The 15,539-nt window shown below is 57.7% G+C and carries 16 protein-coding genes and 1 tRNA gene; 4 read left to right on the forward strand and 13 right to left on the reverse strand.

Going from position 1 to position 15,539, the window contains the following annotated elements; genetic code table 11:
* Position 1 precedes the first annotated feature (1 nt).
* Complete coding sequence (locus AC0N03_RS08850; protein ID WP_474288323.1) at positions 2-1,561, reverse strand: proton-conducting transporter transmembrane domain-containing protein; 1,560 nt, start codon at positions 1,559-1,561, stop codon at positions 2-4.
* Between the two features lie 108 nt (positions 1,562-1,669).
* Here AC0N03_RS08850 and AC0N03_RS08855 point away from each other — a divergent pair, with 108 nt between their 5' ends.
* Positions 1,670-2,554, forward strand: coding sequence for a LysR family transcriptional regulator (locus tag AC0N03_RS08855; protein ID WP_474288324.1), 885 nt, complete (start codon positions 1,670-1,672; stop codon positions 2,552-2,554).
* 13 nt (positions 2,555-2,567) lie between these two features.
* Here the strand turns inward: AC0N03_RS08855 and AC0N03_RS08860 are convergent, their stop codons facing one another.
* From AC0N03_RS08860 to AC0N03_RS08885, 6 genes are all read right to left on the reverse strand, one after another.
* Positions 2,568-3,650, reverse strand: coding sequence for an ABC transporter ATP-binding protein (locus AC0N03_RS08860; protein WP_474288325.1), 1,083 nt, complete (start codon positions 3,648-3,650; stop codon positions 2,568-2,570).
* Positions 3,651-3,654: 4 nt separating this feature from the next.
* Entirely contained in the window at positions 3,655-4,503 is an 849-nt protein-coding gene (locus AC0N03_RS08865; protein ID WP_474288326.1) for a carbohydrate ABC transporter permease, read from the reverse strand.
* Positions 4,504-4,507: 4 nt separating this feature from the next.
* Positions 4,508-5,431 (reverse strand): carbohydrate ABC transporter permease, encoded by a 924-nt coding sequence (locus tag AC0N03_RS08870; protein WP_474288327.1) that lies wholly within the window; start codon positions 5,429-5,431, stop codon positions 4,508-4,510.
* 82 nt (positions 5,432-5,513) lie between these two features.
* Positions 5,514-6,773, reverse strand: coding sequence for an ABC transporter substrate-binding protein (locus tag AC0N03_RS08875; RefSeq protein ID WP_474288477.1), 1,260 nt, complete (start codon positions 6,771-6,773; stop codon positions 5,514-5,516).
* Between the two features lie 90 nt (positions 6,774-6,863).
* Positions 6,864-8,036, reverse strand: a complete 1,173-nt coding sequence (locus AC0N03_RS08880) for a PLP-dependent transferase (RefSeq protein WP_474288328.1) — start codon at positions 8,034-8,036, stop codon at positions 6,864-6,866.
* Positions 8,033-8,758: a FadR/GntR family transcriptional regulator gene (locus AC0N03_RS08885; protein WP_474288478.1), complete on the reverse strand. Its 726-nt coding sequence runs from the start codon at positions 8,756-8,758 to the stop codon at positions 8,033-8,035. The genes AC0N03_RS08880 and AC0N03_RS08885 overlap by 4 nt, the downstream gene beginning before the upstream one ends.
* A 129-nt stretch (positions 8,759-8,887) precedes the next feature.
* On the opposite strand from AC0N03_RS08885, the gene AC0N03_RS08890 reads away from it, so the two are divergent.
* On the forward strand, positions 8,888-9,460 hold the full coding sequence (locus AC0N03_RS08890) for a hypothetical protein (protein ID WP_474288329.1): 573 nt from the start codon (positions 8,888-8,890) through the stop codon (positions 9,458-9,460).
* A gap of 104 nt (positions 9,461-9,564) precedes the next feature.
* Here the strand turns inward: AC0N03_RS08890 and AC0N03_RS08895 are convergent, their stop codons facing one another.
* Positions 9,565-10,029 (reverse strand): SRPBCC family protein, encoded by a 465-nt coding sequence (locus AC0N03_RS08895; protein ID WP_474288330.1) that lies wholly within the window; start codon positions 10,027-10,029, stop codon positions 9,565-9,567.
* Positions 10,026-10,346: an ArsR/SmtB family transcription factor gene (locus AC0N03_RS08900; protein WP_474288331.1), complete on the reverse strand. Its 321-nt coding sequence runs from the start codon at positions 10,344-10,346 to the stop codon at positions 10,026-10,028. Before AC0N03_RS08900 ends, AC0N03_RS08895 begins: the two co-directional genes overlap by 4 nt.
* A 262-nt stretch (positions 10,347-10,608) precedes the next feature.
* Between AC0N03_RS08900 and AC0N03_RS08905 the strand changes: the two genes are divergently transcribed.
* Together AC0N03_RS08905 and AC0N03_RS08910 are read left to right on the forward strand one after the other, a co-directional pair.
* Entirely contained in the window at positions 10,609-11,430 is an 822-nt protein-coding gene (locus AC0N03_RS08905) for an aldo/keto reductase (RefSeq protein WP_474288332.1), read from the forward strand.
* 250 nt (positions 11,431-11,680) lie between these two features.
* Positions 11,681-12,529: a DUF429 domain-containing protein gene (locus AC0N03_RS08910; RefSeq protein ID WP_474288333.1), complete on the forward strand. Its 849-nt coding sequence runs from the start codon at positions 11,681-11,683 to the stop codon at positions 12,527-12,529.
* 7 nt (positions 12,530-12,536) lie between these two features.
* On the opposite strand, the gene AC0N03_RS08915 is transcribed toward AC0N03_RS08910, so the two are convergent.
* The 4 genes from AC0N03_RS08915 to AC0N03_RS08930 all read right to left on the reverse strand — a co-directional run bounded on the left by AC0N03_RS08915 (position 12,537) and on the right by AC0N03_RS08930 (position 15,530).
* Positions 12,537-12,626 (reverse strand) — tRNA-Ser (locus tag AC0N03_RS08915).
* A gap of 129 nt (positions 12,627-12,755) precedes the next feature.
* Positions 12,756-13,394: a 3-oxo-tetronate 4-phosphate decarboxylase gene (otnC, locus tag AC0N03_RS08920; protein ID WP_474288334.1), complete on the reverse strand. Its 639-nt coding sequence runs from the start codon at positions 13,392-13,394 to the stop codon at positions 12,756-12,758.
* On the reverse strand, positions 13,391-14,659 hold the full coding sequence (otnK, locus tag AC0N03_RS08925) for a 3-oxo-tetronate kinase (protein ID WP_474288335.1): 1,269 nt from the start codon (positions 14,657-14,659) through the stop codon (positions 13,391-13,393). Before otnK ends, otnC begins: the two co-directional genes overlap by 4 nt.
* 28 nt (positions 14,660-14,687) lie before the next feature.
* Positions 14,688-15,530, reverse strand: a complete 843-nt coding sequence (locus AC0N03_RS08930) for an SDR family NAD(P)-dependent oxidoreductase (protein ID WP_474288336.1) — start codon at positions 15,528-15,530, stop codon at positions 14,688-14,690.
* Between the last annotated feature and the right edge of the window lie 9 nt (positions 15,531-15,539).

Genomic DNA, 15,539 nt, shown 5'->3' on the forward strand with positions numbered 1-15,539 from the left:
ATCAGGACGCGCTGCGGCTGGACCAGCCGCCGACGAGCCGGTCAAAGACCGCGTTGGCGTAAAAGCCGTTCGAGAGGTGAACGCGCAGGCCGGTGGCTGCAGGGTGGTAGGCCCAGAGCGGAAACATGGCCTGAACTATGGCAACCAGACCGAAACTCAGGACAGCGAGCACGATAAGTGTCCATTCCAGCGGCCCCGGCGACGGCGTGGCTGGCAGGACACCTGATGTTATAGAGATCGTGGCCGTCTGAAGCGCGAAATAGCTGACGGAAGTCGCCACGGCATAAACAGCGGTGCGAAGGGTGAGGGCCTGGGGCGCCGCATCGGCAAATCCCTGCGCCAGCATATAGGCTACGCCGGATATCATGATCAGCCCCAGCGCGATGGCCTGCGGCGACTCATGTGCAAGGCCAAAGCCCAGCCCCACGAGAATGTAGATCAGGAAGGCCGACAGGAAGGCCCGGCCGACGGCGCCCGCATCGGGGATGGCGACCGCGCCCGGCCTGCGGATGGCGGCGACCCGCTCCACAGCGCCACCGGAGGCGAGGAACGAGTGCGCCTTATAGAGCGAGTGGGCCACAATGTGCAGCAGCGCCAGCGGAAACAGCGCCAGACCACATTCGAAAATCATAAAACCCATCTGCGCAACGGTCGACCAGGCCAGCGACGTTTTCACCGCCGGTTGTGTCAGCATGACCAGACTGCCGAACAGCGCCGTGAAACCGCCGATCATCACAAGGACGGCGAGAACGCCCGGTGCCAGGAGCATGACGTCGGCGAAGCGGACCAGAAGAAAGCCCCCGGCATTGACCACGCCCGCATGAAGCAGGGCGGATACGGGCGTAGGCGTCTCCATGACCTCAGTCAGCCAGCCGTGGGTCGGAAACTGGGCGGATTTGAGCATGGCGGCGACAGCCAGCAGGCTTGCCGCTGCCACTGCAAGGCCTCCGCCATTGCCGGCGCGCGCAGATTGCAGGATCGAGCCGATATCGCCCGTTCCATAAGCCAGCGCGAGCAGTATGGCTGCGCCGAGCAAGGCGACATCGCCGAGGCGGGCGGTGATGAATTTTTTGCGCGCGGCGCGCTGCGCGGTTTCGCGGTCAGGATAGAACAGCAGAAGCTTGTGAAGAAAAAGGCTCGTGGCGATCCAGGCGAGCACCAGCTGGAAGAGATTGCCTGCAGTGGCGAGCAGCAGCACGGCGGCCAGCGTCAGGCAGAGCCACCCTGTGAAAGGACCCTGCCGCGGCTCGCCGTCAAGATAGGTTGCCGCATAGCGAACGACGATCCAGCCGATGAAGCTAACCAGAAGCAGCATCGCAGCGCTGACGGTGTCCAGCCGGGCCGACAAGCCCATACCATAAACTCCGATGACGGCACTGACGCCGGGCCCGGTATGAATCAGCGCTGCGGCCGAGACGAATCCGGCGGCAAGCGCCAGAAGTGCAGCCCCTTCTGCCAGTCTGGGAAGATATCTTGGCCTGTGTCCCGTGTTCAGAAAGCCGGCTGCCGCGCTGAGCAGCAGAGGAATGGGCGCCAGCAATGGCAAGAGATGGATTGGCACGGAATTTCCCCTTCGAAGAATGCTTCAGTTCGGGGGTCTTTGTAATGGAGCAATCGATGTTTAAAAAATTCATTGTTTTGTCATTATCATTCGTTTTAATAGAACGATATGAGAGACCTGAATTACAATCATCTTCGCTATTTCTGGGCGGTCGCGCACGAGGGCAGCCTCACGCGGGCGGCCGAACATATGAACCTGTCGCAGTCGGCGCTCTCGGTTCAGATCCAGAAACTCGAGCATCAGATGGGGCATCCGCTCTTTGAGCGCGCGGGCAAGAAACTTGTCCTGACTGAAGCCGGCCAGATTGCGCTCAACTATGCCGATACGGTGTTCAAGACAGGGGACGAACTGATGAGTACGCTCCGGGGGCGTCCGGTCGCCAGCCGTCAGGTGCTCAGGGTCGGTGCGCTCACGACTTTGTCCCGAAACTTCCAGCTGGAATTCCTCCGGCCTCTGGTTGGCCGTGCGGACGTGGAATTGATCGTCCGGTCCGGCAATATCCGCGATCTTCTCGCTCAATTGGAGGCTCACGCCTTCGATGTTGTTCTGGCCAACAGCGCCGCGCCGCGGGATGCCCGGTCGTTGCTGCGCAATTATCTGCTCAACGAACAGCCGGTTAGTCTGGTGGGCCGTCCACGGAAGGACAAGCGGAAATTTCGTTTTCCGGAGGATCTGCGCTCAGAGCCTGTGCTTCTTCCAAGTCTCGACAGCGATATCCGTGTTGCGTTTGACAGAGTTCTTGAACTGGCGGGCATTCGGCCCACCATTCTCGCCGAGGTTGACGACATGGCCATGCTGCGCCTTCTGGCCCGTGAACGCGAGGGGGTCACGCTGGTGCCGCCTATCGTGGTGCGCGATGAACTGCAGTCCGGCGTGCTGGTGGAGCACTGCCGTATTCCCGAGGTCACCGAGACCTTTTACGCGATCGTGCAGAAACGGCGCTTCCCGAACAAGCTGCTGGCGGGGTTGCTCCCTGCCGCAAGCGACCTGTAGCGCAAGCTCCGCTTCAGCCGGCTGGTCTCAGGCGCACACCGCTCTCAGGGTGGAATAGTCTGATATCTGCAGGTTCGACGCGGATATAGGTCTCGTCGCCTGCCTGAATCGGTGGCCGGTCGGTTGTGAACAGCTTGAGCAATTGCCCGGCAATTTCCAGATGGGCAACGGTGCCAAGCCCGGTAGGTTCGATTAGGACGACCTTTGCGGGTACGCCGTCGGCCTGTGTGGTCAGAGATACGCGCTCGGGGCGCAGGCCAATGGTCACGCGTCCATCGGGGAGGCCATTGGCAGGCATGGGCACAGTGCCCAGCTTCAACGCGCCGATGCAGACGTCGGCGAAGCCGTTATTGGCGCGCAAAGTGCCGTTCAGAAAATTCATTGCGGGCGATCCGATAAACCCGGCAACGAAAATATTGGCGGGGTCATCGTAGAGATCGAGCGGCGTACCGACTTGCTGGATAACGCCGCCGTTCATGGCAACGATGCGGTCCGCCATGGTCATGGCTTCGATCTGATCGTGGGTGACATAAACGGAGGTTGCGCCCAGATCGTGATGCAGCTTGCGGATTTCAAAGCGCATCTGTTCGCGAAGCCGGGCATCGAGATTTGACAGCGGTTCGTCAAACAAAAAAGCCTTGGGCCTGCGCACGATGGCGCGGCCCATGGCGACGCGCTGGCGCTGGCCGCCCGACAACTGGCGTGGCTTGCGCTCCAGCAATTGTTCGAGCCCGAGCAATTTTCCGGCAAGCGCGACGGCATCGGCAATGGCCTGCGTCGGCGTGCGTTTCAGTTTGAGGCTGTAGCTCATATTGTCGCGCACGGTCATGTGCGGATAAAGCGCATAGGATTGAAACACCATGGCAATGTCGCGCTCGCGCGGCGGCAGGTCATTGACGACGCGTCCATCAATGCTGATCTGGCCGGATGACATTTCCTCCAGTCCGGCGATAAGGCGCAGCAACGTTGACTTGCCGCAGCCGGACGGTCCGACCAGCACGACAAATTCGCCCGGTTCGATGTGCAGGTCGACGCCTTTGAGCACCGGCACCGCGCCGAAACTCTTGACCACATTCTTGATATCAATCGACGTCATGGATTTAGCCTTTCACAGCGCCGGCCGTAAGGCCCTGCACAAGGTGCCGCTGGATGAGAAGAAAGAAGATGCAGACGGGAATGAGCGCGAGCACGCCTGCCGCCATCATCTGCCCGAAGTCCACCGAAAATTTCGATACGAAGGTCAGCAGGCCGACCGGAAATGTCGTGGCCTCCTGCCGCGAATTGAGCATGAGCGCGAACAGCAGTTCGCTCCAGGCTGCCGTGAAGACGAAACCCAGCGTCGCGGCAACCCCTGGCAATGTCAGCGGCAGGATAATGTCGCGCAAGGCGCCAAATCGCGTCGCTCCGTCGATCATCGCGGCCTCTTCCAGTTCCTTGGGGATGGCGTCGAAGAAGGACTGCATGAGGAAGGCGGCGAAGGGCACATTATAGGCGGTATAGATGATGATGAGGCCCGTCAGGCTGTTGGTCAGGCCAAGGGGCGCGAACAGCCTGAAGATCGGCGCGATCACCATCACCAGCGGAAACATCTGCGTCACCAGCATCAGACCGATCAGCCAAAATTTGCCGCGGAAAATGAACCGCGAGAAGCCATATCCCGCACCGGCGGCAAAGATCGTCGTAAACAGTGCTGTGGCCGACGACACGATCACGCTGTTACGGAAGAACAGCGGAAAATCCGTGTGATGAATGACGGAATAATAATGTTCCCAGCTTGTCTGCGATGGCCAGAGGCGCACGCCCTCGGTGTAGAGCAGCTTGTTCGGAGTAACCGAAACCTTCAGCAGCCAGAACAGCGGGAACAGGGCCACGGCAACATAGAGCCCGATGACCAGATAGTGAAAGATCCAGAAGCTGATCTTGCGGATTTTGGAACCCCTGACCGACATTTGATTATCCCGCCTTCAACAATTTCTGCCGCAGCATGATCAGACCCAGCGAATAGACCAGCAGCAGGACAAGCAGCACTGTGGCGATCGCCGAGGCGTAGCCAAAATCAAGGCGCTGGAAGGCCTGCGTGAAAATGTAACTGGCGACGATCTGTGTCGAGTCGGCCGGGCCGCCCTTGGTCATGACCACAATGAGATCGGCGGCATTGGCGATCCATACGGCGCGCAGCAGTACGGTAATGGCTATGGTTGGCGCAAGGAAGGGAATCGTGATCGACCAGAAGCGCTGGAAGGCGCTGGCGCCGTCAATCTCCGCCGCCTCGTAAATGTCCTTGGGGATCGATTGCAGTGCCGCCAGCAGCGTAATCGCAAAGAAGGGAATACCCCACCAGACAATGGCCATGATGGGCCCCCAGATGGCATGATCGGGATCGGACAGGATATTCTCCGGCGTGGCCATCAAGCCAACAGCCGTCAGCCAGTAAGGCACCGGGCCGACGACGGGGTTGAGCAGCCAGGCCCAGTTGAGGCCGGAAAGAAAGGTCGGCACTGCCCAGGGGAGGAAGACCAGCGCCTGCACGAGTCCGCGTCCCGGAAACGGCCTGTTGAGCATCAGCGCAAGAATGAGCCCCAGCACGAATTGCAGTACAACAGAGACAATGGTCCAGAGCAGGGTATTTTTCAGGGCGTTCCAGAAATTTGCGTCGTTCCACAATTCGCGAAAATGATCGAAGCCGACAAAGCCGCCACTGAAAGGGTCCAGCAACTGGAGATCGCGGAAGGCGTAGGAGAGGCCAATAGCCAGCGGAACAAGCATCACCACGCCGATAAGAAGTACGGCAGGCGATACGTAAAACCACGGCTCAGCGGCAAGAAGGGCGCTTCGGGTGGAAAAGGGGCGCCGTTCCTGTCGGCTCAGGACTGACATTGCAAAATCTCCATGCGGGAGGAAGGTCGTGCGCCGAAGTTTCTCCCGGCGCACGAGATGTGTTGGTTTGGCTGCGCCGGAATTATTTCTTGGCCATGAATTTCTGCTGGGCTTTGGTTAGATAATCGGCCCATTGCTTGGCCATGTCTTCCGGCTTGAGCTGACCGAGCAGCACCTGCTGCGTGGTCTTCACGGAAATAGAATCGGCAAAGAAGGCAAATTCCTGCAGATAGGTCGGCATGACGGTCGGAATCACGTTCTTGTCGGCCAGTTCGGCGAACCAGCCCTTGAACTTCGGATCGGCATAGAATGGGTCGTGTTCAGCCGATTTGTAGATCGGCAATGCGCCGATTTTTTTGTTCCAGGCGATATTGCCTTCTGGTCCGTCCAGAGTGGCGATCAGCTTCCAGGCGAGATCCTTCTGCTTGGAATTGGAGAACATCGACCAGGAGGCATAGCCGATGGTCGGGAAGGCCTTGCCGGCTTCGCCCTTGGGCATCGGAACGACGTCGTAATCATCCTTGTTCATACGCTCGGCAACGGCAATGAGCGCATCGGGATCCTGATCCAGCATGGCGCAGGTGCCGGAATAGAAGCCCGAGACAATTTCATTGAAGCCCCAGTTCACGCTGTCCTTCGGCGCATAGCCGGCCTTGTAGAGATCCGCGAGGAATGTGACGCCCTTGACCCAGCCGGGGTCCGCCATGGTGGATGTGCCATCCGGCTTGAAGAATGTATTGTCGCCGTTCATCGTGGCGCCGAACATCATCCAGCCATTGAGTCCGCCGGGCCCGCCGCGCAGGCAATAGCCATATTTTCCGGGCAGCGCCGATACTTTCTTGGCGTCGTCCCAGAATTCCGTGAGCGTCTTCGGCGGCTCGGCAATGCCAGCCTGTGCGAACAGCTTCTTGTTGTAGAACATGGCGCGCAGATAGAAGCCGTAAGGCAAGGCATAGGCTGTCTTGTTGACGTAGCGGCCCATTTCCAGCGCGCGGTCGTTCAGATCCTTGGTATGTTCCCATTTGGCCAGATAGGGCTCAAGGCTTTCCAGCATGCCCTTGTTCGCGTAGAGCGAAAGCCAGCGATCCGGCATTTCGACGACGTCAGGCGTGTCGCCCGCAGACACCATGGTCGCGAATTTTTCAAAGGCCTGTCCCCAGGGCAGCGAGGTGATCTCGACCTTGACGCCGGGGTTGGCTGCCTCAAAGGTCTTGACGATCTCCTTGAGGGTGTCCGTGCGCTCCGGGCTGGTGATGACTTCCACCAATTTGAGCGTGGTGTCGGCGTGGGCCTGCGCACCAAGCAGAAGCGTGGCTCCGACGGTCATAAGCAATTTTTTCATCATGGGTGTTTCCTCTTTCCGTTGCGTTGGTTTGCCGATTTGTTGATCAAATCTTGTCATAGACAGGCGGCTCAGGCCGCCCGCTTGTTGCTACCGACAAGAGCTGTCGGAGATTGCGTGAGTGATGTCGGCCCAGAGTGCGTCTGTGCCCTCCAGCCCGACATGAAGCCGGACCATTGTGTCCGGCACGCCAAAATCGAGTGCGGAATTCGGCCCGCCGACCTGTCCGCGCGTAACCAGCGCCGGAACCACCAGACTTTCGTGGCCGCCCCAGCTCACGCCCAGTTTGAACAGGCGCATATTGTTGCAAAAGCGCGGAATATCGACGCTGCCGTCAAATTCAAACGAGAACAGGCCAGACGTGCCTTCGAGGCCATCGGGTAATTTATTGCCAAGGCCGGGGTGGTAGACTTTGGTTACTTTGGGATGTTCGGCCAGACGCCGCGCAATCGTCAGGCCGGCAGATTCATGCGCACGCATGCGTACCGGCAGTGTGCGCAACCCGCGCAGCAACAGCCAGGCATCGAAGGGGGCAAGCTTGGCGCCAAGATAGGGCGCTATGGTGCCGCGGATCTGGCGGATATGATCCGCACTGCCAATCGATACGCCGGCGACGACATCCGAATGACCGCCGATATATTTCGAGGCGGAATGAATGACAATATCGACGCCAAGTTCAAGCGGGCGCTGAAACAAGGGCGTTGCCCAACTGTTGTCTATCATCGACAGAGCGCCGTGCTGACGCGCCATTGCGGCCAGTGCGCGCACATTATGGCTTTCCATGGTCCAGCTTGTCGGGCTCTCCATGTAGAAGAGGGCGGCGCCGGGCAGTGCTGCGGATACGGCCTCATGATCCATGCCATCGACATAGACCGTGGTGATGTTCATCTTTTTCAGGAAGGTTTCAAAAAATCGGTAAGCGTCCGGATAGACGTGCCTTACGCAGACAATTTTGTCGCCCGGTTTGACAAAGGCCAGCACCGTGCCGGAAATTGCGCCCATGCCGCTGGCAAAGCCGATTGCGTCCTCGCCGCATTCCAGCGCCGCAATTTTTTCCTCGAACAGGCGCAGATTGGGGTTGGTGGTGCGTGAATAGACGAAACGCTTGCGTTCGCCGCGATAGGTCGCGGCCATTTCTTCATAAGTGTCGAACGTGAAGAGCGACGTCTGCACGATTGGCGGCACCACGGCATTGTAAGCGTGGCCCTCGTCATGCGCCAGAATAAGCTGTGCGCGATGGAACGTGTCGTTCGGTTCACTCATTTGGACATATCCTTGATGTCGTCTTCAACCACGTCGAGAATGGCCAGCGTATGTTTGCGGGCTTCTTCAGGGTCTTTGTCGCGAATGGCGTTGAAGAGCAGGCGATGAAACGGAAAGGAGCGGGCGGCAAAATCCGGCCTGTCGAACGGCGTATGCCAGAAACGTTCAAAGGCGTCGCGCATCTGCTCCAGCAACTGACCGAACAGCGGATTGTGCGTGGCATCGTAAATTGCCAGATGGAAAGCGAGATCCTCGCGGCCGGCCGTGCCTTTGATATGGTGGACCCGCTCCATTTCGTCGAGTTTCTCTTCCATATTGGCAATATCGTCCGGCGTGCTGCGCAGGGCTGCGAGTGCGCTGGCCTCAAGCTCCAGCCCGCGGCGCACTTCCAATGTGAGCAAAAGACGGTCGCGCAGAGATGCCGCGTCGATGGTCAGCGGCATATGGACGGAATTGGCTGAAATCGTACGCAGCAGGTAGGTACCGCTGCCCTTGCGTGTCTCGACAATGCCGAGCGACTGCAATTTGCGGATCACTTCGCGGATGGTGGAACGCCCGACGGCCAGATTTTCCATGAGCTGGCGTTCCGTCGGTAATTTGTCGCCCGGCTTAAGGTTGGCCTCGGCAATATATCGGCTGATGACGCGCATGACCTCTTCGCTGCGATCCGCAGTGGGCAGGGGCTGTAAATGAGCCAGTGGCGTTTCGCTCGCTTCGGTCATCGCATCCATTTATAAAAGCCATTTTTATCATAATTGGTCTGACATCTTACGAATATCGCGGCTAAATTTAGGAGTCAATGTTGTCAGACCAATTTTATCGATAGCTTTTTCATGTGCCGCAAAGGCCAAATGTCGGCGGCAACAGGCGAAGCCGCAGGCCGTTCCGCTGTACAGGGCGTATATTTACCAAGTTACGCACAGGAAAGAATTCGTGCATTGTCCCGCTTGGACTGCGACGAAATCAAACCAGATTGGAAGATTGAAATGAGCTACAAGCCCCATCCCCACATTGAAGCCCGCAAAAAGCAGGGTGTTCCGACAATTGCAAGGGAGCATGCCGGCTTTAACGGTTGGCTTGCCGTGAAGATCACCGATGGTGTTGCCACGATGTGGTGCGCCTATGGCTTCACCATTCTGGCGTTGATCAGTTTGCCGGATGCCATAAAAGGCGGCACGGCGCAGCTCATAGCCTGGATTGCGCAGACGTTTCTCCAACTGGTTCTGCTTTCAATCATCATGGTGGGGCAGAAGGTTGCAGCCTCTGCTTCCGATAAGCAGGCGTATCAGACATTTAAAGATGCCGAGGCGTTGCTCGACATCAGCAACAATGTGCACAAGCTGCTGGAAACCAATAATCATTTGACATCTGAAATCCACCAGATCCTGGAACAAACCGGCGAAAAGCCGGTTCATTTGAAATAGCAGGATCCGGCTGGTCTAGAGACAGGCTTATCTGCCGGATCGGCATGTTGCAGATCTGTGACTTTCGCCAGAAACGCGCGGCATTCATTTTGCGCCGCGCCGGATCAGGCTTGTTTCGGCTTGGCAAAAACGTCCATGCCCTGTCCCGTTTCCAGAAAGGATTTCAGGCTGGACAAGACAATCGGCCAACCGCGCCTGATGCCGTTCTCCATGCCGCTGCCGGCTTCAAGTTCATTATGGGTGACGGTGAGCCGGGACATGTTTTCATATTCCTCTATCTCAAATGTCACCCGGCTGTGGCTGGCCGGGTCGGTGGCCTGCGAAGCATTTGCCCAAGAAATTACAAGCCGATTCGGGGGCGAGGTTTCAATAACATTGCCGATGAGTTGCACGCTCCGCTCCTCATTGGCGCGCACATGCTGCCATTGCGATCCGGGCTTCCAGTCGGAGACGTTCTCATGGCCCCAGTAGCGCCGTGCAAGTTCCGGTTTGGTAATGGCCTCGAACACCTTTTCAGGTGTCGCGCGGATGTAGGTGACATAAACAAAGCTGGTCGTCTCTCTGGTCATTGGTCCTCTCCTTCAATTTCCCGTTTCAGATCATGCAGCAGGCCGAGACGCTGGCGCTCGAATTTACGTACCCACCGCTCATAGACTTCATGGAGCGGCACGGGGTTGATAAAATGCAGCTTTTCCCGGCCACGCCTCACTGTGCTGATCAGATTGGCGTCCTCCAAAATCCCAAGGTGCTGAGTTGCGGATTGTCGTGTCATGTCGAGGCTTTCGCAAAGCTGGCCGAGGGTCTGCCCGTTCTCCTCGAAAAGAAGATCAAGCAGCTTCCTTCGTGTCGGGTCGCCCAGCGCCTTGAAAACCTTGTCAGCGTGCATCCGTCTCATCCGTAACTGATTTCATAATATGCAGGTAAATACCTGCATGTCAATGAGCGTTGCTCAGGGTGCTTGCCGGGACAGCAGCTAAAGACCGGGCTGCCGTGCAGTTTTGAACGCACAGGTCATGACAAACATAAAAAATGCTGGCACGTTGCAATCACGAATGCATGCGCAGATAAATTGGCCGTCTGGCCGCTGATCGTACTTATTGACACCCAAAGACTATAAAACCAGTGCAGAATTGCCGGGACATCACATTATGACGACAGATACTCTCACCTTTCACGACGGACGCTTGATGCCATCTATCGGGCTTGGCGTCTGGCAAATTCCTGCCACAGATACGGCGCAGGTTGTCAGTGAGGCCATTCGGCTGGGATATCGCCTGATCGACGGCGCTGCAATTTACGGCAATGAAGAGGGACTGGGGGAAGGCATCCGCCGCACGCAGATCCGGCGAGAGGATATTTTTGTAACCAGCAAATTGTGGAATTCAGAACAGGGCTACGACAGCACGCTGCGGGCCTTTGAGGCGAGCCTCGATCGTTTGGGTCTGGATTATCTTGATCTTTATCTGATCCACTGGCCAGCGGCGCAGCGCAACCTCTATGTCGAGACATGGAGGGCGCTGATCCGTCTTCGCGAAGAGGGGCGGGTGCGTTCGATCGGTGTTTCGAATTTCAATGAACGCCATCTGACGCGTTTGATCAGCGAAACAGGCGAGGTGCCTGTCGTCAATCAGATTGAAGTTCACCCCAGATTGCAGCAGGTCGGGCTTCGCGGCGTCAACCAACGGCTGAACATACGCACGCAAAGCTGGACGCCGCTCGGGCAGTCAAGATCGTTTGATGCAGATCCAATACGTTCGGCCGCGCAGCGCCTCGGCAAAACGCCAGCTCAAATTATCCTGCGCTGGCATCTGCAACTTGGTCTTTCCGCCATTCCAAGATCGACTCATCCGCAAAGGCTTGCGGAGAATATCGATATATTCGACTTCGCGCTGACGGCAGATGACATGGCGGGGATTGCCTCGCTCAATGTCAATGATCGTATCGGGCCGGACCCCGAAGTTTTTGCGTAAGCGGCTTGGTTAAAATGGCCAAAGTTTTCAAGAACCGTCGGATAGCCTGCCCCAGATCGCCAAATCGACCACTGTGCCCTGCACAGCCAAGGCCGAGCGTTTGTGGCTGAAAGCTCTTGATGATGAATAAGATTGTTTGAAGTCACCGCGATGGTGGCTAGCCACGACTTGTAGTGTTGATCGCGATGTTTTGGCTATTCCGTTACGATCGAGGCCACAGCCGTAGTACGCTCGTCGAAGGGAAGCACGCATGGATCTTTACATAGGGTTTGATTCTGCCTGGGCGGATAACCCAAAAGCCCTCGGAGCCATTTGCGCCGTCGGCATCGAAGGCGACCATCAGACGTTGTTTCACGCTCCTGAGCTAGTGTCCTTCAACGGCGCATTGTCCTTCATCGGGAAACACCGTTCCAAGAACGGCGTCACGCTTATTGCACTCGACCAGCCGACTCGCGTTCCAAATCCGACTGGCATGCGGCCCGTAGAGCGTACAGCTGCTTCTCTCATGAGCTGGCTCGGCGGCGGGGTTCAGCCCTCGAATCAAGGACGGCGTGGACTGTTCTGCAGCAATGCTCCGATTTGGCGCTTTTTAAAGGAGTTAGCGGCCAACGAAAATCCGGAGGGGGCGCGGAATGCCAACTGTGGGACATACGTGATGGAGGTGTTTCCCGCTCTTGCGATGGCGTCACTGGACACCGGGTTCTTTGGACGTCTGAAAGGTCCTCGCTACAATCCGGGTCGTAAAAAAACCTTTCGTATCGCTGACTGGCGTCTTGTGGCTCAAGCGGCGGCGAAAAACGCCCGAATTCTGGGCTGTAACGAGCTTGCCAAGTGGTGCAGCATCGCCGGCCAAACGGTTCAGCCACGAAAGGCGGATCAAGACATGCTTGATGCAGCGCTATGCACGTTGATTGCGCTCCATTGGAGGCTGCGTCCTCGTGAGGAGTCTTTGCTCCTTGGTAACTTAGACGCCGGATATATGGTTCTACCAGCGAGCCGAGAGGTGCGAGACTATTTGATGACGTCAGCTCGTAATCACCAAGTACAGGTGGACGGCAAAATGCCATCAGCCATTAACGACGATTCCTACGGGCTTTAGAGTAATTTGGCGGAAGGGGTGAGATTCGAACTCACGGTAGGCTTGCACCTACGACGGTTTTCAAGACCGTTGCCTTAAACCACTCGGCCACCCTTCCTTGCGCGTTCCTGATTAATTGATTAACGCATCAAGTCAATAACGCTTATCGCCTTTTATGTTTACCAAAGCATTAATGCAGAAATGAGACAGGCGAGACTTTTAATGCAATTCCGCTACAGGCGCCGCACTAGCCGGGAAAGCGCCGCCGCAGTTCGTCCACCTGCTCCCCGGTAAGCGGGTTCACCGCGGACCCGCGCAGGAGCAGGAAAAGCTTGGCTGTTTCTTCCAGTTCTTCTGTCGCATTCATTGCGGCGTCAAGGCTGGAGCCGGAAACCACGGGGCCGTGGTTGGCGAGCAGAACCGCATGATGGTCTGTGGCCAGCTTTTCAACGGCCAGAGCGAGGCTCTCGTCGCCGGGCGGGTGGTAGGGTACCAGCGGCAGTTTGCCCACGCGCATAACATAATAGGCGGTGAGAGGCGGCAGGCAGTCGTGTGCGTCGATGCCGTGCATGCAGGATACGGCAACCGAATGGGTCGAATGCAGATGGACAACCGCCTCGCATTTCGCCCGCTGCGAATACATGACGCGATGCAGAAAAGCTTCCTTCGTTGGCTTGTCGCCGCTGACGAGACTGCCATCGGCGGCAATTTTCGACAGGCGGGCCGGATCAAGATCGCCGAGAGAGGCATTTGTCGGCGTCATCAGCCAGCCGCCGTCCGGAAGACGCAGGGAAATGTTGCCAGCAGAGCCGAATGTCAGTCCGCGGTTGAACAGCGACGCACCACACCGGCAAATTTGTTCGCGCAGTTTGGCCTCTGTGCTCATTGCAGCATGTTCCAGGCCTTGAGGAAGAAATCAGGTGTCCCGAAATTGCCGGATTTGAGAGCAAGCGCGACCTTTGGCCCCGCCTTGCTGAGCGTCCATGGCACGCCGGGATCAATCTCCGGCCCGATGGCGAGAACTCCGACATTCAGGGCGTTGACCACAGCCCCCGACGTTTCGCCGCCAGCCACCAGAATGCGGCTGAAGCCAAGTCCCGGCAATTGCCGCGCCACATCGGCGAGAAGCGATTCGATCATGTGGCCCGCCTGTTCGCGCCCCAGCTTTTCCTGCACGAGACCAACCTTGGCCGGATCATCGCTCGAATAAATCATGGGAATCACGCTGCCGCTGAGCGTCGCAAGCCAGTCCAGAACCGTCTGCAGATTTACGCGTCCCTCGGCAAGCGCCAGAGGATCAATCCGGAAATTCGGTAATCCGGCGTCGATTGCCGCTTTGACCTGTCCGCGCGTTGCGACCGAACATGAACCGGCCAATATGATGGATCGCCCCTGTGGCGCTGAAATCGTGCTGGGTGGCGGTGTGAGTTGCTTCAGCAACCCGGCTTCGACATAGGCGGCAGGAAGGCCTATGGCGATGCCCGATCCGCCGGTCACAAGCTTGAGCACGGCGGCGGCCTTGCCTATGGTGCGAAGATGCGTGTCGTTCAGGGCATCGACAATAGCGATCTGCCGCCCAGCGGCCTGTTCCCGGCTGAAGGCTTCGGCAGTGCGCGCAGGCCCGGCGTCAACGTCGTCATAGGAGACATGGCCAATCCGGCAGGTCGTCTGCCGCTGCAGCACGCGGCGCAGGTCGGAGTCGCGCATCGGCGTGAGCGGATGATCCTTCATCGGGCTTTCCGCCAGCGGAATGCCGTTGACGAACAGATTTCCCATATAAATGGAGCGTCCGGCTTTGGGGAAGGCCGGGCAGGCGATGGTGAAATCTGCCTCCAGCCGGGCGAGCAGGGCCTCCGCCACCGGTCCGATGTTGCCCTGATCGGTCGAGTCGAACGTGGAGCAATATTTGAAGAAAAGCTGTCTGGCGCCGTGCTGCAAAAGCCAGTCTGCCGCTGCAAGCGACATAGCGACGGCATCCTGAGCCGGAATTGTCCGCGACTTCAGCGCCACGACAACAGCGTCCACCTCGTCGAGATTGAGCTCTTTGTCTGGCAGCCCTGTTGTCTGGATGGTGCGCAGGCCCTCACGAGAAAGCATCAGCGACAAATCTGTCGCTCCGGTGAGATCATCTGCAATGCAACCGAGCAGCATTTTAATGTCCTTTGTCGGAGAATAGCGTTTAATCTTTGATATATTGCGCGAAAGCCGCACTGTAGTCCTTGTGCCAGCGTGAAAGCGGCGGCCGGTTTTCAACAATGTCTCCGGCAGCCCAGGCTATGCGCTTTTCATCGAGTGACCGGGGAACGTCATTGTCAGGGCATAGAATGTAGAAATCGCCAGCGTCCAGCGACTGCATCATGAAATCGACAGTCTGTTCCGGTGTCCATGCCGCGGCCGGCTTTTCCGTTCGTCCGTTGGCCGTGAGCGCGGTAAAGACGAATCCGGGTATGAGAAGATGCGCTGAAAGATGGTTCGCCTGCGTATTGCGCAGTTCATGTTCCAGCGCCTCAGTAAATACTTTTACACCAGCCTTCGACACATTGTAGGCCGGGTCGCCGGGTGGGGTGGTTATGCCTTGCTTGGAGCCGGTATTGATCACGAGACCGGGCTTTCCATGCGCCTGCATTGTCGGCACAAATATCTGACAGCCGTTAATAACGCCCCATAAATTGACGGCGATTACCTTTTGCCAGTTGGCGCGGTCAAGTATGGCGCTGCCGGGCTGAATCCCGGCATTATTCATGAGAACCGTTACATCGTCGCCCATTTCAGCCTGAATGGTGGCCTGCAGTGCGACGACTTCCGCAATCTGGCTGACGTCGCAGCCATAGGCGCGGACCTTGGCATTGCCGGATCTGGCAACCTCAGCGCAGGCCCGCTGCAGCTTTTCGCCCGGAAGATCGACCAGCGCCACAGCCAAGCCAAGCGCCGCAAAGCGATGGGCCGCCGCTAGACCAATTCCGGATGCTGCGCCGGTGACAACAGCGATTCCGCCGGATGAGAGGGCAGGGTGCTTCGACACGTTACGTTT

Source organism: Methylocystis sp. sgz306128, assembly GCF_056032725.1.